The sequence below is a fragment of the Streptomyces sp. NPDC091972 genome, from assembly GCF_044756385.1.
Lineage (GTDB): Bacteria > Actinomycetota > Actinomycetes > Streptomycetales > Streptomycetaceae > Streptomyces.
Genome location: NZ_JBIVSV010000008.1, coordinates 263,994 through 281,957, shown reverse-complemented (window position 1 = coordinate 281,957; position 17,964 = coordinate 263,994). Strand labels below are relative to the sequence as shown.

Genomic DNA, 17,964 nt, shown 5'->3' with positions numbered 1-17,964 from the left:
AGAGTGAACGTTACTGTCCTGTGATCTGCCTCCCACTCCTGTGAATAAACGCACGATGGCGGTAAACGATCACTTTTGCCTGCAAGAGTGGTCCAGGCATTGCTCATGCGTTCTTTGCGGGCCGTTCACCTCATGAACGACTGTTCCCGGTCAAAGATCCACAATTCACCACCCTGGGAGCACGTTCGTGGCAGCCCTCGCACGCTGGTGTGTCCGACGACGCCTGGTCGTCGTCCTCCTGTGGCTCCTCGCCCTCGGCGGGGTCAGCGCGGGCGCCGCCGTCGCCGGGTCCGCGTACTCGAACGACTACGAGGTCCCCGGCACCGAGTCGGGCCGCGCCACCCAGCTGCTCGACCACGGCTTCCCCGACCTCGGCGGCGACAGCGACACGGTCGTCTGGCACGTCACCTCGGGCTCCGTCCGGGACGCCGACGTCGAGCAGACGATGACCACCGCCCTGGGCGAGATCGCGGACCTGCCCGGGGTGACCGACGTGGTCGGCCCGTACGACGACGCGGGCGCCGCACGGATCAGCGCCGACGGGCGCAGCGCGTACGCCACTGTCACCTTCGCCGACTCGGCCGAGGACATCCACGCCTCCGAGGCCAGGGCCGTCGTGAAGACCGCCAAGGCCGCGGAGGCCGACGGGCTCCAGGTGGAGCTGGGCGGCAGCGCCGTCGCCCTCGCCGAGCCCTCGGGCGGGCACGTCGCCGAGGTCGTCGGGGTCCTCGTGGCCGCCGTCGTGCTGTTCCTGGCCTTCGGTTCGCTCGCCGCCTCGCTGCTGCCCATCGCCACCGCCCTGGTCGGCGTGGGCACCGCCTGGGCGGGCATCGTGCTGCTCGGGCACACCATGACCGTCGCCGACTTCGCGCCCATGCTCGGCATGCTGATCGGACTCGGCGTCGGCATCGACTACGCGCTCTTCATCGTCACCAGACACCGCCGCGGCCTCAAACGCGGGCTGGGCGTCGCCGAGTCCGTCGAGAACGCCGTCACCACCACCGGGCGCGCGGTCGTCTTCGCGGGTGCCACCGTTTGCATCGCCCTGCTGGGCATGCTGATCCTGCGGCTCGGCTTCCTCAACGGCGTCGCGATCGCCGCCTCCCTGACCGTCGTCCTCACGGTCGCCGCGTCCGTGACCCTGCTGCCCGCCCTGCTCTCCCTCATCGGCATGCGCGCCCTGAGCCGGCGCGAGCGGCGCCGGCTCGCCGAGCACGGGCCCGAGCCGGAACTGCCGACCGGGTTCGCCCACCGCTGGTCGGCGTTCGTGGAACGGCACCCCAAGCTGCTCGGCGGGATCGCCCTGCTGGTCGTCACCGTCCTCGCCCTGCCCACGCTCGGCCTCCGGCTCGGCACCTCCGACCAGGGCAACGACCCGAGGTCCTCGACCACCCGGCAGGCCTATGACCTCCTCGCGGAGGGCTTCGGCCCCGGCGTCAACGGTCCGCTGACCCTCGTGACCCCCGTCGCGGGCGCCGAGGACAGACTCCGCCTCGACAACCTCGACGCCACCCTGCGCACCACCGAGGGCATCGCCTCCACCAGCCCGGTCACCTACGACACCGGCGGCGACCTCGCCTACTTCACGATCGTCCCCGACTCCGCCCCGCAGTCCCGGCAGACCAGCGACCTCGTGGACCGGCTGCGCACCGAGGTGCTGCCGCGCGCCGAGACCGGCACCTCCCTGGACATCCACGTCGGCGGGATGACCGCCTCGTACGACGACTTCGCCGATGTCATCGTCGGCAAGCTGCCCCTGTTCGTCGGCGTCGTCATCGGCCTGGGCTGTCTGCTGCTCCTGCTCGCCTTCCGCTCCGTCGGCATCCCGCTGAAGGCCGCCGCGATGAACGTCGCCGCCGTCGCCGCCGCCTTCGGGGTGGTCGTGGCGATCTTCCAGTGGGGCTGGGGGAGCGAACTGCTGGGACTGGGCCGTGCCGGACCCATCGAACCCTTCCTGCCCGTGATCATGGTCTCGGTCCTCTTCGGGCTCTCCATGGACTACCAGGTCTTCCTGGTCAGCCGGATGTACGAGGAGTGGCTGGAGACCGGCGACAACCGGCGGGCCGTGCGCGTCGGCCTCGCCGAGACCAGCCGGGTGATCAACTCCGCCGCGGTCATCATGATCTCCGTCTTCCTCGCCTTCGTCCTCAGCGGCGACCGCGTGATCGCCATGTTCGGCATCGCGCTCGCCGCCGCCGTGGCCCTCGACGCCTTCGTCCTGCGCACGCTCCTCGTCCCCGCCCTCATGCACCTGCTCGGCGGCGCCAACTGGTGGCTGCCCGGCTGGCTGGACCGCCGCATGCCCCGCATCAGCATCGAACCGCCCGAGTGCCGCGCCGCGCATGACAGGCTGGACGCGGTCGTGGAGCAACTGGAGAAGGAGCGGGACGGGGATGTACGCGATATCGCTGGGTGAGGACGGGGCGGAACTGCGGCCCCTGGAGCCGTGGCACGCGGAGGAGTTCCTCGCCAACCTGGAGCGGGGCCGTGAGTTCATCGGGCGGTTCATCCCCTTCGGCTCCAAGGCCGTCGACGTGGCCTCCGCGCGCGAGACGCTCCAGCGGTACGCGCGGATGCGCGCCGACGACACCGGCGGCTACCACGGCATCTGGCTGGACGGAAAGCTCGTCGGCGGGGTGCTCACCCTGAACTTCGACGCCGAGCAGGGCAACTGCGAGGTGGGCTGCTGGCTGGAGCCCGCCGCGACCGGCCGGGGACTGATCACCCGGGCCATGCGGGTGCTGATCGACTGGGTGGTCGAGGAACGCGGGATCCACCGGGTCGAATGGGTCGCCGCGGCCGGGAACACGGCCAGCATCAACGTCGCCCGGCGCCTGGGAATGACCCGCGACGGGGTCCGCCGCCAGGCCCACCCCTATCGTGGCGTACGGCACGACCTCGAGGTGTGGTCGATTCTCGCCCCCGAGTGGCGTGAGGCACGCGCGCGTGCAGCCCGGAACGATCATTAAGAACCCTCTCAGACAGGATCCGTACGGTGCCCGACATGGGAACGAAGACTGCTGACGAAACCGGCGCCGAGACGGGCGCCGAGGCCACGACCGACGAGCAGAAGGTGAGCGTCGCCACGACCGACGAGGTGACGGGGGCGGAGGCCGTCGCGGCCGACGAGATCGATGACGAGAGCGCCGACGAGCCCGTCGAGGCCGTCCAGAAGGAGGGCCCGACCGGCGTCGGCCAGGGCGCGGGCGCCGTCGTCTCCGCCGCGCTCGGCCTGGTCTCGCTGACCGGGAGCTGGATCGGCACCGTGGCCGCGGCCCGCGAGACCCTCGTCGGCCAGCTGGAGACCTCGTCCAGCGCGAGCGTCGCCAAGCAGGTCAAGGAGGTCTACGGCGACGCCTGGCAGACCACCGCGGTGTGGGGCGGCGTCTTCGCGCTGTTCGCCCTGGTCGTCGGTGTCGCGGTGCTGGCCCGGCCCGCCTTCGGCGCCCCCGGCAGGCCGCAGGCCGCGTGGATCAAGTCCGTCGCCTGGGGCGGTGTCGCGCTCGGGGTCGTCGGCCTGCTCCTGGCAGTCCTCAAGTACACCGGCGTCCTGCTGGACCTGCCCTCCGCCGGCTGAACAGCCGCAGGTCACGAGGGGTCTCAGAGCATCCGTAGGTACCTTACGGAGTTCCTGAGGCCCCTCCCGCGCGTCTAAGGCCCCCGCGGCCCCCGAAGATGCGGAACTCTCCCGATGTGGCGGACCCCCCTCGGAGACGAAGGTGGAGGCATCGCAGAAAGCGAAGCCGAAACCGACTCCGACAAGGACCACGCCATGTATGCCGAGTACGAGCTCTCCCAGTACCGTTCCGCCGAACTCCTCCGCCAGGCCGAGCACGAGCGGCTCGTCCGCGAGACCCTGCGCGGCCGCCGCGCCGCCCGCCGCGAAGCCGCCGAACGCACCGCGGAGGCCGATTCGCATACCGGCCGCCCCCGGCGGCACCGGTTCCTCCGCACGGCGTGAGCGCCGGGGGGAGGGAGGACGGCCGCACGGCACTGCCCGTCCCCGCGGCCACCGCCACGGCCGTCCTCCCTGCGATCGGCACCGGTCGGGGGACCGGGCCCGCCCCGAAAACGGGTGACGCGGTGTCGGACCCGCGTGCCATGCTCGGGCCCGTGGAGACCAGGTCCGTCAGTCCCGTGTTCGTCGGCCGCACCGAAGAGCTGAACAGCCTGAACGAAGCGCTCTCCCGCGCCGCCGCGGGAGAGCCGCAGGCGTTGCTGCTCGGCGGTGAGGCCGGCGTCGGCAAGACCCGGCTCGTCGAGGAGTTCGCCACCGCCGCCTGCCGGCAGGGCGCGGTCGTCGCCCTCGGCGGCTGCGTGGAGATCGGCGCCGACGGACTGCCCTTCGCCCCCTTCTCCACCGCCCTGCGCGCCCTGCGCCGCGCCCTGCCCGAGGAACTGGCCGCCGCGGCCGCGGGCCAGGAGGAGGAACTGGCCCGGCTGCTGCCCGAGGTCGGCGAGGCGATCCCCGCCCGCGGCACCGGCCGCCACGACGAGGAGAGCATGGCCCGCCTCTTCGAACTCACCGCCCGCCTCCTGGAACGCGTCGCCGCCGAGCGCACCGTCGTCGTCGCCCTGGAGGACCTGCACTGGGCCGACGCCTCCACCCGCCACCTCCTGGCCTACCTCTTCCGCACCCTGCGCACCGGCCGCCTGGTCGTCCTCGCCACCTACCGCGCCGACGACATCCACCGCCGCCACCCGCTGCGCCCCCTGCTCGCCGAACTCGACCGGCTGCGCACGGTCCGCCGCATCGAACTCGGCCGCTTCAACCGGGACGAGGTGAGCCGCCAGATAGCCGGGATCCTCGCCACCGAACCCCACCCCGCCCAGGTCGACGAGATCTTCGAACGCTCCGACGGCAACGCCTTCTTCGTCGAGGAACTCGCCGTCTGCGCCACCGAGGGCTGCGGTGCGGGGCTCACCGACTCGCTGCGGGACCTTCTCCTGGTGCGCGTCGAGGGGCTGCCCGAGAGCACCCAGCGGGTCGCCCGGGTGGCCGCCGAGGGCGGCTCCACCGTGGAGTACCGGCTCCTCGCCGCCGTCACCCGGCTCGCCGAGGACGACCTCATCGAGGCGCTGCGGGTCGCGGTCAACGCCAACATCCTCATCCCGGCACCCGACGGCGACGGCTACCGCTTCCGGCACTCCCTGGTCCGCGAGGCCGTCGCCGACGACCTGCTGCCCGGTGAACGCTCCCGCCTCAACCGCCGCTACGCCGAAGCCCTGGAGGCCGACCCCACGCTCGTCCCCGCCGACGAGCGGGTCATGCGGCTGGCCAGTTACTGGTACCACGCCCACGACGCCGCCAAGGCGCTGCCCGCCGTCCTGGACGCCTCCGTCACCGCCCGCCGCCGGCACGCCTACTCCGAACAACTCCGGCTCCTGGAACGCGCGATGGAGCTGTGGGACTCCACCCCCGAGGACGTCCGGGCCGCCCTGCGCCCCGTCGACTACACCGAGGTCTACCCTCCCTGCGGCTGCGACCCCGCCACCACCCCGCTGCGCTACCTCGACCTGATGGCCGAGGCCGCCGTCGCCGGCCGGCTGGGCGGCGAACGTGAACGCGCCCTGAAGATCACCAAGCGGGCGCTGAACCTCCTGGAGGACGACGGCGACCCGCTGCGCGCCGCCTGGTTCTGGGTCCAGCGCTCCCATCTCGTCCAGGGACTGGCCCGCGGCGACGGCTGGGCCGAACTGGCCACCGCCGAGGACCTGGTCCGCGGCCTGCCGCCGTCCGAGGTGCACGCCGAGGTCCTCGCCAACGTCGCCCACTGGTCCATGATCCACATTCCCGGACCGGAGGCCATCCTGGCCGCCGAGCGCGCCGTGGAGTACGCCCGCATGGTCGACGCCCGCGAGATCGAGATGAACGCGCGACTCACCCACGCGGGCCTCGCCGTCGAGTCCGGCGGCGTCGAGACCGGGCTGGCCGAGATGTTCGCGATCCTGCGGCAGGCTCTCGACGACGGCACCTCCGCCGTCGCCAGCCGGGTCTACGTCAATCTGCCCAGCGCCCTCGAAGCCATCGGACGCTCCCGGGAAGCCGTGCCGATCCTGGAGGAAGGGATCGGCTACGCCCGGCAGTTCGGCCTCTCCGACAAGGAAGCCTGGATCTGGGGCAACCTCGCCGAGTCCCTCTTCTCCCTGGGCCGCTGGGACCAGGCCGCGGAAGCCGCCACCAAGGCCGAACTCGTCGGTCAGAGCGCCAAGCCCCGCGCCTTCCACGCCGTGAACCGGGCGGCACTCGCCCTCGCCCGTGGCAACCTCGCCGAAGCCGCACGTCAACTGGACGCCGCGCGCGGCTACTTCGGCTCCCACGACCAGGCTCCCCAGCATGAACTCCCCCTCGCCGACATCACCATCGCAGTCGCCGCCGGCGAAGGCCGCCTCCTGGACGCCCGCGCCGAACTGGAACGCGTCCTGGACTCCGGCTTCCCGCCCGGCACCCAGCGCTACGCCTGGCCCCTGCTGCTCACCGCCGCCACCATGGAGGCCGACAGCCTCGGCCTGCCCGTCGCCGAACAGGGCCGTTCGAAGATCCTCCACCGCATCCGGGAGGCCGCCAGGCCCCTCGCCACCCATGCGCCCGTCTGGCTGGCCCACGACCGCTGGCTCCGCGCCGAACTGCTGCGCGCCGAGTGCGCCGACACCCCGGACCACTGGTACGAGGCCCTCAGCGCCGTCGAGCCCCTGGAACGCCCCTACGACCTCGCCCGCGTCCGCCACCGGCTCGCCGCGGCCCTTCTGTCCGCCCCCGGCGGCGCCGAGCAGCCCGAACGCGAGCGGGCCACCGAACTGCTCCGCCTCGCCCATGCCGCCGCCGACCACCTCGGTGCCCGGCCGCTGGCCGACGCGGTCCTGCTGCTCGCCCGGCGCGCCCGCCTCACCCTGACCGCGGCCCCGGTGCCCGACCGCGTCGACCCGGTCCGCTCCCTCGGCCTCACCGGCCGGGAACGCGACGTCCTGCGCCTGGTCGCGCTGGGCCGCACCAACCGCCAGATCGCGGAGGAGCTCTTCATCTCCCCGAAGACGGCCAGCGTCCACGTGTCCAACATCCTCGCCAAGCTCGGCGTCTCCGGACGGGGAGAAGCGGCGGCGGTGGCGCACCGGCTCGGGCTGTTCCCGGCGGAGGCCCTCCGGGCGCCGATCGCCGAGTGAGGCGTACGGTGGAGGAGACCGGCCGGGGAGGCTGCATGTTCAACATGTTCGAGGAACTGTTCGCGCCTGGCCGCAAGCACACCCGCGACGAGCAGAACCGCCTGGCGCTGACCCGCGAGGACGTCGGCGACGGCGACCCCGGACGCGGGCCGATAGACCTCACCTCCGGGAAGGTCGTCGTCCGCAGGCCCGGGCCGGAGGAGGACGAGACCCCGGGCCCGGACCGGGATCCGGACGAGCAACCGGCTAGCTGACCTGTATCTCCAGAATCCTGTCGTCCCCCGCCTTCGGGCTGCCGCGGCCGTCGGTGTTGCTGGTGACGAGCCACAGCTTGTCCCCGCCCGCGGACACCACCGTGCGCAGCCGGCCGTACTCACCCTCCAGGAACGCCTGCGGGGCGGCCGAGGCGGCCGTGCCCTCCAGCGGGACGCGCCACAGCCGCCGGCCCTTGAGACCGGCCATCCAGACGGAGCCCTCGGCGTAGGCGACACCGCTGGGGGAGGCGTCGTCGGTGTGCCACTGGGCTGTCGGGTTGTGGAACTGCCTGTCGTCGGACTTGCCCTCGGCCGTGGGCCAGCCGTAGTTGTCGCCCGGCTTGATCGCGTTCAGCTCGTCCCAGGTGTCCTGGCCGAACTCCGAGGCGAACAAACGCTGTTCGGAGTCCCAGGCGAGACCCTGCACATTGCGGTGGCCGTAGGAGTACACCGGGGAGTCCGGGAAGGGGTTGCCCGGGGCCGGGTCGCCCTCCGGGGTCAGGCGCAGGATCTTGCCGCCCAGGGACTCGCGGTCCTGGGACAGGCCGGTGTTGCCGCTCTCACCGGTGCCCGCGTACAGCATGCCGTCCGGGCCGAACGCGATCCGGCCGCCGTTGTGGATGAAGCCCTTCGGAATGCCCTTGAAGACGGTGTCGGGGGCGCCCAACTGTTCGCCGGACGCCTTCTGCTCGTCGTAGACCATCCTGACCACGCGGTTGTCCGAGTCCGAGGTGAAGTAGGCGTAGACCATGTGGTCCGAGGCGTAGTCCGGGGACAGGGCGATGCCCAGGAGGCCGCCCTCGCCGGCCGCGGAGACCCCGGAGACCCGGCCCAGCTCCGTCTTCCGGCCCGACTCTCCGTCGACCCGGGTGATCGTGCCCTCGTCCCGTGAGGAGACGAGCAGGTCGCCGTCCGGGAGCGGGGCGAGGCCCCACGGGGTCTTGAGTCCCTCGGCGACCGTGCGCACCACCTTCACCGAGCCCTTCGCCGGCGGTGTCGCCTCCGCCGCCTGCCGGGTGGGGGAGGAGCCCGAGGCCGTACCGCTCGACGAGGCGCGGTCGCCGCCCGTCGCGTCACCGGCGCCCCCTCCGCCGTCGGAGGAGCAGCCGGCCGTCAGCAGGAGCGTGGTCGCGGCCAGCACGGCCGTCACAGCTCGACGATGCACGATCATGGTCCCTTCGAAGCGGCGGGTTCTACCTGTCATACACCGCTCGCGCCTCCCGGGTTCCCGATCTCCGGCCCCCGATGCGGACACCTCGCCGTCCGCCCGGATCGCACCCGCCCGGACCCGCTAGTCCCACGACCCCTGCGCCGGTGGGAGTGCCCTCACCTCCGCGAGGTCCTGGGCCGTCAGCCGGAGTGCGGCCGCCCTCGCGTTCTCCGTCGCCCAGCGCTCCTGCTTGGTGCCCGGCACCGGGACCACGTGGCGGCCCTGTGCCAGTACCCACGCCAGGGCCACCTGGGCCGGGGTCACCCCCTCGCCGTGCCGGGCCGCGATGCGGCGCAGGCCGGAGACGATCGGCTGGTTCGCGGCCATCATCTCGGCCGTGAAGCGGGGGTGGCGGGCGCGGACGTCGTCCGGTTCGAAGCCCTCGCCCGGGGTCAGGGTGCCGGTCAGGAAGCCGTTGCCGAGGGGCATCGCCGCGAGGAAGCCGATCCCGCGCTCCGCGCACCACGGCACCAGGGTCTCCAGAGCCTCCGGCGACCACACCGACAGCTCCGCCTCCACCGCGCTCACCGGGAAGACCTGCTGGACCCGCCGCAACTGCCGGATCGTCGCGTCGTACAGCCGGGTCCCGGAGCGGCGCCCGCCCCGCGCCCCCATCGCGCAGAGCCCCAACGACCGTACTTTTCCGGCCTGTACGAGTTCCGCCATCGCACCCCAGGTCTCCTCGACCGGGACCTCGGGGTCCTCGCGGTGCAGCTGGTAGAGGTCGATCACATCGGTCTGGAGCCGCCGCAGGGAGGCGTCGCAGGCCCTTCTCACATAGCCGGGGCGGCCGTTGGCCACGATGTGCTGCTCGCCCACCAGCAGTCCGACCTTGGTCGACACGAACGCGTCCTGGCGCCGTTCCTTCAACACCCGCCCCAGCAACAGCTCGTTGGTGAACGGGCCGTACATGTCGGCCGTGTCCAGCAGGGTCGAACCCAGATCCAGCGCCCGGTGCACGGCCCTGACCGACTCGTCGCCCCGCTGCCGCGACCCGCTGTAGGCCCAGCTCATCGGCATGCACCCGAGTCCGACGGCTCCCACCGCGAGCGCCGCCGCGCCGATCGTCCTGCGCTCCACCTGCTCGTGACCCTCCCTCTTCCGGCCCCCAACCTAACCTCTGGGCCTCCGGGCGCCTGACATAGCCTCCAGAGCATGAGTGCTGACGTGTGGCTGCCGATCCCGCCCGACGACATCGAGGGGCTCCCCGAGGGCCCCGACTACCGCTTCTGGAACGGCCAGGAGGACTTCCCGGCCGACCCGGCCGACTGCGCCTACTACGTCGTCCCCTACATGAAGCCCCTGGACGTCGTCCTGCGTCCGATGCCCCACCTGAGTTCCGTCGAGGTCGTGCAGACGCTGTCGGCGGGCGTCGACAACGTGACGCCGGGGCTGAAGCACCTGCGTCCCGGTGTGCGGTTGTGCAACGCGCGCGGTGTGCACGAGGCGAGCACCGCCGAACTCACGCTCACCTTGGTCCTCGCCTCGCTGCGCGGCATCCCGGACTTCGTGCGCGCCCAGGACAAGGGGGAGTGGCGCGGCGGGTTCCGGCCCGCACTCGCCGACAAGAGCGTCCTCATCGTCGGTTACGGCTCGATCGGCTCGGCCATCGAGGACCGGCTCGTGCCGTTCGAGGTCGCGCGGGTGGCGCGCGTCGCGCGCTCCGCGCGCACCACGGAGCGCGGCCCCGTGCACCCGCTCGCCGAACTGCCCGCCCTGCTCCCCGAGGCGGACGTCGTCATCCTGTCCACGCCCCTCGACGAGACCACGCGTCACCTGGCCGACGCCGAGTTCCTCGCCCGTATGAAGGACGGCGCGCTCCTCGTGAACGTCGCCCGCGGCCCGGTCGTCGACACCAAGGCGCTGCTAGCCGAGCTGGAGAGCGGCCGGATCACCGCCGCCCTCGACGTCACCGATCCCGAGCCGCTGCCCCCGGGCCACCCCTTGTGGCAGGCGCCGGGCGTACTCGTCAGTCCCCATGTGGGAGGACCCACGTCCGCGTTCCTGCCGCGCGCCAAACGCCTGTTGGCGGATCAGTTGAATCGTTATGTGAACCAGGAGCCCCTGCGCAACGTGATCCTTACGACGGGATCCGACGGCGCGTGACGCGTACGAAGCGCACCGGCGGGCGCGGGCGCGCAACGGGCGTGCAATCCGTTTCCGGTACCCTCCGCAACCTTTCGGACGCGGTCCGTGCCCGCATCGCCGCTGGTCGTCACGGAGCGTAGAGGAACTATGTCCCTGAGTGACGAGACTGGTGTATCGTCCCGACAGGGGCTGCGCCGCGCACCTTCGGCGCCGGGGATGGACATTGCAGACTGTGAGGGGGGCGACGGGCGATGCACGGCCTATGGACCAACGATCCGACGCGGCGGGGCCGCCGGCTCCGACCCTGGCACACGGCCGCGCGCAGACGCGGTCACCACGCCGGTCACGGCGGTCACCACAGCCATCACCGCAGGCACAGCAGCCGCAGGAGGCATGCGCACCCGGCGCACCCGGACCCCCGGGACCCCGGAGCGGCGCGGACCGGGAGGGCCCGGTGACCTCGCCCCCGTCTCCCACGACCACCCTCGACGGAGCGCTGCGGGCCAGGCCCGCGCGAGGGGCGCTGCCCTCCCGGCCGCCGGTCTCCCGCCGCGGGTCCAGCCTGGTCCACCAGCTCCTTCTCGCCCTGGTGTGCGCGGGCTACGCCATCGGTTCCGCGCTCGGCTGGGGCTCGCGCGAAGCGGCCCTGATCATGGGCGACTTCGGTCTGAGCGCCGCGGCGGCCACCGCCGCCGTGTCGTGCTTCGTCTACGCCCGTAACCGCCGGGTCCGCTTTCGACCCGCCTGGCTGCTCTTCGCGCTGTCCTCGACGATGGCCTCCCTCGGCAACCTGATCTGGGGGTGGTACGAGGTCGTCCTGGGCCGGCAAGTGCCCAACCCCAGCTACGCCGACCTGTTCTTCCTGTGCTTCGCGCCGCCCGCCATCGTGGGTCTGCTGGTCCTCGCCAAGCGGCCGGTGACCAAGGCGGGCTGGGTCTGCCTCGGCCTCGACTCCTGGCTGATCGGCGGCTCGCTGCTGACCCTCTCCTGGAGCCTCGCCCTCGCCCAGGCGGCGAAGTCGGAGGGGCCGAGCGTCGCGCACACCGCGCTGTCCCTGGCGTACCCGATGCTGGACATCGCCCTCGTCAGCATGGTCCTCGCCCTGCACTTCCGGCGCTCGGCGGTCAATCGCACCGCGGTGAACACCGCCATCGGCGCGCTCGCCCTGACCGTCATGTGCGACGCCCTGTTCACCTCGCCGCTGCTGCACAACAGCTACCGCTCCGGCCAGTTGCTGGACGCGGGCTGGTTCGCCGGCTCCCTGCTCCTCGCCTACGCCCCCTGGGCCGCGCCGCGGCACCCCGAGAGCGACCGGCAGCGGCCGGCCGGGCACACGCGCGTGGTGCGCGAACACCTGCCCAGGCAGCGGTTCGGGATCCAGCACCACCCGTCCGCCCAGGGAGCGCCGGGCGGTGAACACGGCCGGTATCCGGCCACCCGGCCCATCACCGGGTCGCTGGCCGCCCTCACGCCGTACCTCGCCGCCGCGGTCTGCACCCTGGGGATCCTCTACAACGTCCTCAACGGCCGCAGCGTGGACCGGGTGGTGCTGCTCACCGGCGGCACCGTCGTGCTCGCCCTCGTGGTGCGCCAGGGCATCATGCTGCTCGACAACATCACCCTCACCCAGGAACTCGCGCAGAAGGAGAACCACTTCCGCTCCCTGGTGCAGGGCTCCAGCGACGTCATCATGATCGCCGCGCCCAACGGCATCCTCCGGTACGTCTCCCCGGCCGCCGCCGGTGTCTACGGACGCCCCGCCGAGGAGCTCGTGGGCACGGAACTGGCCGGTCTGATCCACCCGGAGGACCTGGGCTGCGTGGTGCACGAGGTGCGGCGCTTCCTCGCCGCCAACCCCCTGGAGGAACCCACCACCCGCATCGAGTGCCGCTTCCGGTCCGGCGACGGCGGCTGGCTCAACGTCGAGTCGACCGTCAACCGCCACCACGGCGGCCTCATCTTCAACAGCCGGGACGTGACCGAGAGAGTGCGCCTGCAGGCGCAGCTCCAGCACAACGCCGAGCACGACCCGCTGACCGACCTGCCCAACCGCGCCCTGTTCACCCGGCGCGTGCAGCAGGCCCTGTCCGGCCGCCGTTCCTCCGACCACGGCACGGCCGTCCTCTTCATCGACCTGGACGGCTTCAAGGCCGTCAACGACACGATCGGGCACCAGGCCGGGGACGAGCTGCTCGTCCAGGCCGCCCGCAGACTCCAGGACGCGGTCCGGTACGGCGACACCGCCTCCCGGCTCGGCGGGGACGAGTTCGCCGCGCTGATCGTCGGGGACGGCACCCGCGACCGCACCGCCCGCGAGGGCAACATCCTGGAGCTCGCCGACCGCCTCAGGGTCACGCTCTCGCAGCCCTACCTCATCGACGGCAACGATGTCCGGGTCGCCGCCTCCATCGGGGTCGCCTTCGCCGAGCCCGGCCTCGGAGCGGGCGAGATCCTGCGCAACGCGGACCTCGCGATGTACCGCGCCAAGGCGGGCGGCAAGGGCCGGGTCGAGCTGTACGCGCCGCAGATGCAGCAGGACGTCGTACGCAAGGCGGAGCTGGCCACGCGTCTGCGTGCCGCGCTGCACGACGGCGAGTTCGCCCTGCTGCACCAGCCCGTCGTCTGCCTGGAGGACGGCCGGATCACATCGGTCTCGGCCCAGGCGCGCTGGCGCTCCTCCCAGGGAGTGCTGTTCACGCCCGCCGAGTTCCTGCGGGTGGCCGAGGACAGCGACAAGACGCAGGAGCTGGGCCGCTGGATCCTGGAGGAGGCCGTGGAGCAGGCGGCCGAGCGGGCCGCGAACGGACTCACCGTGCCCGTGGCGGTCCGTATGGGCGCCCAGCGGCTCCTGGACCGCTCGCTGCCCCTGGGGTCCGTCGAGGCGCTGCTGACCCGGCACGGACTGCCGTCCGGCTCCCTGGTCATCGAGCTCTCCGACACCGACCCCCGTGTCTCGCTGGACGAGCTGGAACGCCGCCTGACCGCGCTCCGGCGCGTAGGTGTCCGGATCGCCCTGGACGGCTTCGGCAGCGGCTACGCGGCGATCACCGCGCTGCGCAAACTCCCCGTGGACGTGCTGAAGCTCGACCGCAGCCTGGTCGAGGGCGTCGTCGAGTCCGCCCGCCTGCACAAGATCACCAGCGGGCTGCTCAGAATCGCCGGGGACCTCGGGCTCCAGTCCGTGGCCGACGGGGTGGACCTGCCCGAACAGGTCGTCGCCCTGCGCGCGATGGGCTGCACGCACGGGCAGGGCATGGCGTTCGCCGGCCCGCTGGACGAGTACCGGCTGCGCAGGGCGCTGGCCTCGGGGCGCTACCCGGTGCCGCACGGCCCCGCGGAGCCCGCGTTCGTGGGCGGCGGTACGGGCGGGTACAGCGGAGGCATGACCGCCGTACTCGGTGGTGGGACGGCCCTCCGCTCACATAATGAGACTCCCGTCCCACCCACTTGACAGTAAGTGCGTGCCGGGGGGAGGGTCAGTCTCATGCGCACCCGAATTCTCGTACTTGGAAAGCGCGTCGGCTGACGCTGAGCCACAGACCGCTCAGCGATCCCCACCCGGCGCGCTCCCCTCGCTTGCCTTACGGCACGAGGGGTTTTTTGTTGCCCAGTCTCCCCACCTCAGCTTCACACCCTCAGCATCGAGAAGAGAATGACGATGACCGAGCAGGCCACCGGGGCCCATCCGCAGCCGCGGCCCCGATCCGGAGGACAGCAGTCCGCCCCCGAGCACGTCACGGGCGCGCAGTCCCTCATCCGCTCTCTCGAGGAGGTCGGCGCCGAGACGGTATTCGGCATCCCCGGTGGCACGATCCTTCCGGCGTACGACCCGCTGATGGACTCCACCAAGGTGCGCCACATCCTGGTCCGCCACGAGCAGGGCGCCGGCCACGCGGCCACCGGCTACGCGCAGGCGACGGGCAAGGTCGGCGTCTGCATGGCGACCTCGGGACCGGGCGCGACGAACCTGGTCACCCCGATCGCCGACGCGCAGATGGACTCGGTGCCGCTGGTCGCGATCACCGGCCAGGTGGTGTCCTCGGCCATCGGCACGGACGCCTTCCAGGAGGCGGACATCGTCGGCATCACCATGCCGATCACCAAGCACAGCTTCCTGGTCACCAAGGCCGAGGACATCCCCCGGGTGATCGCGCAGGCGTTCCACATCGCCTCCACCGGCCGCCCCGGCCCGGTCCTGGTCGACATCCCCAAGGACATCCTCCAGACGAAGACCACCTTCTCCTGGCCACCCGTCATGGACCTGCCCGGCTACCGCCCGGTGACCAAGCCGCACGCCAAGCAGATCCGCGAGGGTGCCAAGCTGATCACCCAGGCGAAGCGGCCCGTCCTCTACGTCGGCGGCGGTGTCCTCAAGGCCGGCGCCACCGCCGAGCTGAAGGTCCTCGCCGAACTCACCGGAGCCCCCGTCACCACCACCCTGATGGGGCTCGGCGCGTTCCCCGACAGCCACCCGCTGCACGTGGGAATGCCGGGCATGCACGGTTCGGTCACCGCCGTCACCGCGCTGCAGAAGGCCGACCTGATCGTCGCCCTCGGTACCCGTTTCGACGACCGCGTCACCGGCAAGCTGGACAGCTTCGCCCCGCACGCCAAGATCGTCCACGCCGACATCGACCCGGCCGAGATCGGCAAGAACCGCGCCGCCGACGTGCCGATCGTCGGGGACGCCCGCGAGGTCATCGCGGACCTGATCCAGGCCGTCCAGAAGGAGCACAGCGAGGGCCACCAGGGCGACTACAGCGCCTGGTGGAAGGACCTGTCCCGCTGGCGCGAGACCTACCCGCTCGGCTACGACCTGCCCGCCGACGGCTCGCTCTCCCCGCAGCAGGTCATCGAGCGGATCGGGCAGCTGGCCCCCGAGGGCACGATCTTCGCGGCGGGCGTCGGCCAGCACCAGATGTGGGCCGCGCACTTCATCCAGTACGAGAAGCCCGCCACCTGGCTGAACTCCGGCGGCGCCGGAACCATGGGCTACGCGGTCCCGGCCGCGATGGGCGCCAAGGCCGGCGTGCCGGGCAACACCGTCTGGGCGATCGACGGCGACGGCTGCTTCCAGATGACCAACCAGGAACTGACCACCTGCGCCCTGAACAACATCCCGATCAAGGTCGCCATCATCAACAACGGCGCCCTCGGGATGGTCCGCCAGTGGCAGACCCTCTTCTACAACCAGCGCTACTCCAACACCGTCCTGCACAGCGGCCCGGAGGACATCAACCCGGACGCGAAGGGCACGCGCGTGCCGGACTTCGTGAAGCTGTCCGAGGCGATGGGCTGCGTGGGCCTGCGCTGCGAGCGCCCGGAGGACCTGGACAAGGTCATCGCGGAGGCCAACTCCATCAACGACCGTCCCGTCGTCGTCGACTTCATCGTCCACGAGGACGCGATGGTGTGGCCGATGGTCGCCGCCGGCACCTCCAATGACGAGATCATGGCCGCCCGGGACGTCCGCCCCGACTTCGGCGACAACGAAGACGACTGAGAGCCGTAAAGGAAGCAGACCATGTCCAAGCACACGCTCTCCGTCCTGGTGGAGAACACCCCGGGCATCCTGGCCCGGATCGCCGCCCTCTTCTCGCGCCGCGGCTTCAACATCGACTCGCTCGCGGTCGGCGTCACCGAGCACCCCGAGATCTCCCGGATCACGATCGTGGTCAGTGTGGTCGACGAACTGCCGCTGGAGCAGGTGACCAAGCAGCTCAACAAGCTCGTCAACGTCCTGAAGATCGTCGAACTGGAGCCGGGTTCCGCGGTGCAGCGTGAACTCGTTCTGGTGAAGGTGCGCGCCGACAACGAGACGCGCTCCCAGATCGTCGAGATCGTCCAGCTGTTCCGGGCCAAGACCGTCGACGTGTCCCCGGAGGCCGTCACCATCGAGGCCACCGGATCCAGCGACAAGCTGTCCGCGATGCTGAAGATGCTGGAGCCGTTCGGCATCAAGGAGCTGGTCCAGTCCGGCACCATCGCGATCGGCCGCGGCGCCCGCTCCATCACGGACCGCTCGCTGCGCGCCCTCGACCGCAGCGCCTGACACCGGCTACGGGCGGCTGCGGCCGCCCGTATGCCGAGACCCCGAAACTTCATCCCATCCCGCCGTCATACGGTGGGACGCAACACCTGCACCCAAGGAGAGAACCCAAAGTGGCCGAGCTGTTCTACGACGCCGACGCCGACCTGTCCATCATCCAGGGCCGCAAGGTCGCGGTCATCGGTTACGGCAGCCAGGGCCACGCCCACGCGCTGTCGCTCCGTGACTCGGGTGTCGACGTGCGTGTCGGTCTGCACGAGGGCTCCAAGTCCAAGGCCAAGGCGGAGGAGCAGGGCCTGCGCGTGGTGACGCCGTCCGAGGCCGCCGCCGAGGCCGACGTCATCATGATCCTGGTCCCGGACCCGATCCAGGCCCAGGTCTACGAGGAGTCCATCAAGGACAACCTGAACGACGGCGACGCGCTGTTCTTCGGCCACGGTCTGAACATCCGCTTCGACTTCATCAAGCCGCCGGCGAACGTCGACGTCTGCATGGTCGCCCCGAAGGGCCCGGGCCACCTCGTCCGTCGCCAGTACGAGGAGGGCCGCGGCGTTCCGTGCATCGCGGCCGTCGAGCAGGACGCGTCGGGCAACGCCTTCGCGCTCGCGCTGTCGTACGCCAAGGGCATCGGCGGCACCCGCGCCGGCGTCATCAAGACGACCTTCACCGAGGAGACCGAGACCGACCTGTTCGGTGAGCAGGCCGTGCTCTGCGGTGGTACGGCCGCGCTGGTCAAGGCCGGTTTCGAGACGCTGACCGAGGCGGGCTACCAGCCGGAGATCGCGTACTTCGAGTGCCTGCACGAGCTGAAGCTCATCGTCGACCTCATGTACGAGGGCGGCCTGGAGAAGATGCGCTGGTCGATCTCCGAGACCGCCGAGTGGGGCGACTACGTCACCGGCCCGCGGATCATCACCGACGCCACCAAGGCCGAGATGAAGAAGGTCCTCGCCGAGATCCAGGACGGCACCTTCGCGCGTGAGTGGATGGCCGAGTACCACGGCGGTCTGAAGAAGTACAACGAGTACAAGCAGCAGGACTCCGAGCACCTGCTGGAGACCACCGGCAAGCAGCTCCGCAAGCTGATGAGCTGGGTCGACGAGGAGGCGTGAGCCTCCGATGACGGGGCCGGAGCGGTCAGCTCCGGCCCCGTTGTCCAACCCGGCGGATCACGTCCGGGTGATCCTTCCGCGGAGGCGCAA

General features: G+C 71.5%; 13 protein-coding genes. 11 read left to right on the top strand and 2 right to left on the bottom strand.

The annotated features are described in order from the left end of the window. Positions 1-187 precede the first annotated feature (187 nt). The 6 genes from ACIQJT_RS25070 to ACIQJT_RS25045 all read left to right on the top strand — a co-directional run bounded on the left by ACIQJT_RS25070 (position 188) and on the right by ACIQJT_RS25045 (position 7,415). Complete coding sequence (locus tag ACIQJT_RS25070; RefSeq protein WP_402646903.1) at positions 188-2,416, top strand: MMPL family transporter; 2,229 nt, start codon at positions 188-190, stop codon at positions 2,414-2,416. Further along, on the top strand, positions 2,394-2,969 hold the full coding sequence (locus tag ACIQJT_RS25065) for a GNAT family N-acetyltransferase (protein ID WP_402646901.1): 576 nt from the start codon (positions 2,394-2,396) through the stop codon (positions 2,967-2,969). Before ACIQJT_RS25070 ends, ACIQJT_RS25065 begins: the two co-directional genes overlap by 23 nt. 35 nt (positions 2,970-3,004) lie before the next feature. Then, entirely contained in the window at positions 3,005-3,577 is a 573-nt protein-coding gene (locus tag ACIQJT_RS25060; RefSeq protein ID WP_402646899.1) for a hypothetical protein, read from the top strand. A 195-nt stretch (positions 3,578-3,772) separates the two neighbouring features. Beyond that, positions 3,773-3,961 carry a hypothetical protein gene (locus tag ACIQJT_RS25055; RefSeq protein WP_053848701.1) on the top strand — a complete coding sequence of 63 codons (189 nt, stop codon included), beginning with the start codon at positions 3,773-3,775 and terminating at the stop codon, positions 3,959-3,961. Between the two features lie 140 nt (positions 3,962-4,101). Further along, positions 4,102-7,161, top strand: a complete 3,060-nt coding sequence (locus ACIQJT_RS25050; RefSeq protein ID WP_402647038.1) for an AAA family ATPase — start codon at positions 4,102-4,104, stop codon at positions 7,159-7,161. 35 nt (positions 7,162-7,196) lie between these two features. After that, positions 7,197-7,415: a DUF6191 domain-containing protein gene (locus tag ACIQJT_RS25045; RefSeq protein ID WP_365460378.1), complete on the top strand. Its 219-nt coding sequence runs from the start codon at positions 7,197-7,199 to the stop codon at positions 7,413-7,415. Here ACIQJT_RS25045 and ACIQJT_RS25040 read toward each other — a convergent pair. Both ACIQJT_RS25040 and ACIQJT_RS25035 read right to left on the bottom strand, forming a co-directional pair. Beyond that, on the bottom strand, positions 7,408-8,586 hold the full coding sequence (locus ACIQJT_RS25040) for a PQQ-dependent sugar dehydrogenase (RefSeq protein WP_402647035.1): 1,179 nt from the start codon (positions 8,584-8,586) through the stop codon (positions 7,408-7,410). The genes ACIQJT_RS25045 and ACIQJT_RS25040 overlap by 8 nt on opposite strands. A gap of 120 nt (positions 8,587-8,706) precedes the next feature. Next, a complete protein-coding gene (locus ACIQJT_RS25035) occupies positions 8,707-9,705 on the bottom strand; it encodes an aldo/keto reductase (RefSeq protein WP_402646895.1) in 999 nt (332 codons plus the stop codon). Positions 9,706-9,780: 75 nt separating this feature from the next. Between ACIQJT_RS25035 and ACIQJT_RS25030 the strand changes: the two genes are divergently transcribed. The 5 genes from ACIQJT_RS25030 (at position 9,781) to ilvC (ending at position 17,874) form a co-directional block, all read left to right on the top strand. Continuing rightward, positions 9,781-10,731 (top strand): 2-hydroxyacid dehydrogenase, encoded by a 951-nt coding sequence (locus tag ACIQJT_RS25030; RefSeq protein ID WP_365460387.1) that lies wholly within the window; start codon positions 9,781-9,783, stop codon positions 10,729-10,731. A gap of 436 nt (positions 10,732-11,167) precedes the next feature. Continuing rightward, a complete protein-coding gene (locus ACIQJT_RS25025; protein ID WP_402646892.1) occupies positions 11,168-14,164 on the top strand; it encodes a putative bifunctional diguanylate cyclase/phosphodiesterase in 2,997 nt (998 codons plus the stop codon). A gap of 207 nt (positions 14,165-14,371) precedes the next feature. Continuing rightward, positions 14,372-16,216, top strand: a complete 1,845-nt coding sequence (locus tag ACIQJT_RS25020; protein ID WP_086723922.1) for an acetolactate synthase large subunit — start codon at positions 14,372-14,374, stop codon at positions 16,214-16,216. A gap of 21 nt (positions 16,217-16,237) precedes the next feature. Further along, complete coding sequence (ilvN, locus tag ACIQJT_RS25015; RefSeq protein WP_037712203.1) at positions 16,238-16,765, top strand: acetolactate synthase small subunit; 528 nt, start codon at positions 16,238-16,240, stop codon at positions 16,763-16,765. 110 nt (positions 16,766-16,875) lie between these two features. Next, positions 16,876-17,874 carry a ketol-acid reductoisomerase gene (gene ilvC, locus ACIQJT_RS25010; protein ID WP_037712202.1) on the top strand — a complete coding sequence of 333 codons (999 nt, stop codon included), beginning with the start codon at positions 16,876-16,878 and terminating at the stop codon, positions 17,872-17,874. Positions 17,875-17,964: the final 90 nt, after the last annotated feature.

Coding starts and splice junctions, on each gene's coding strand:
- ilvN (WP_037712203.1), top strand. CDS start 16,238: ATGTCCAAGCACACGCTCTCCGTCCTGGTGGAGAACACCCCGGGCATC.
- ACIQJT_RS25060 (WP_402646899.1), top strand. CDS start 3,005: ATGGGAACGAAGACTGCTGACGAAACCGGCGCCGAGACGGGCGCCGAG.
- ACIQJT_RS25020 (WP_086723922.1), top strand. CDS start 14,372: ATGACCGAGCAGGCCACCGGGGCCCATCCGCAGCCGCGGCCCCGATCC.
- ACIQJT_RS25055 (WP_053848701.1), top strand. CDS start 3,773: ATGTATGCCGAGTACGAGCTCTCCCAGTACCGTTCCGCCGAACTCCTC.
- ACIQJT_RS25040 (WP_402647035.1), bottom strand. CDS start 8,586: ATGATCGTGCATCGTCGAGCTGTGACGGCCGTGCTGGCCGCGACCACG.
- ACIQJT_RS25045 (WP_365460378.1), top strand. CDS start 7,197: ATGTTCAACATGTTCGAGGAACTGTTCGCGCCTGGCCGCAAGCACACC.
- ACIQJT_RS25050 (WP_402647038.1), top strand. CDS start 4,102: ATGCTCGGGCCCGTGGAGACCAGGTCCGTCAGTCCCGTGTTCGTCGGC.
- ACIQJT_RS25030 (WP_365460387.1), top strand. CDS start 9,781: ATGAGTGCTGACGTGTGGCTGCCGATCCCGCCCGACGACATCGAGGGG.
- ACIQJT_RS25065 (WP_402646901.1), top strand. CDS start 2,394: ATGTACGCGATATCGCTGGGTGAGGACGGGGCGGAACTGCGGCCCCTG.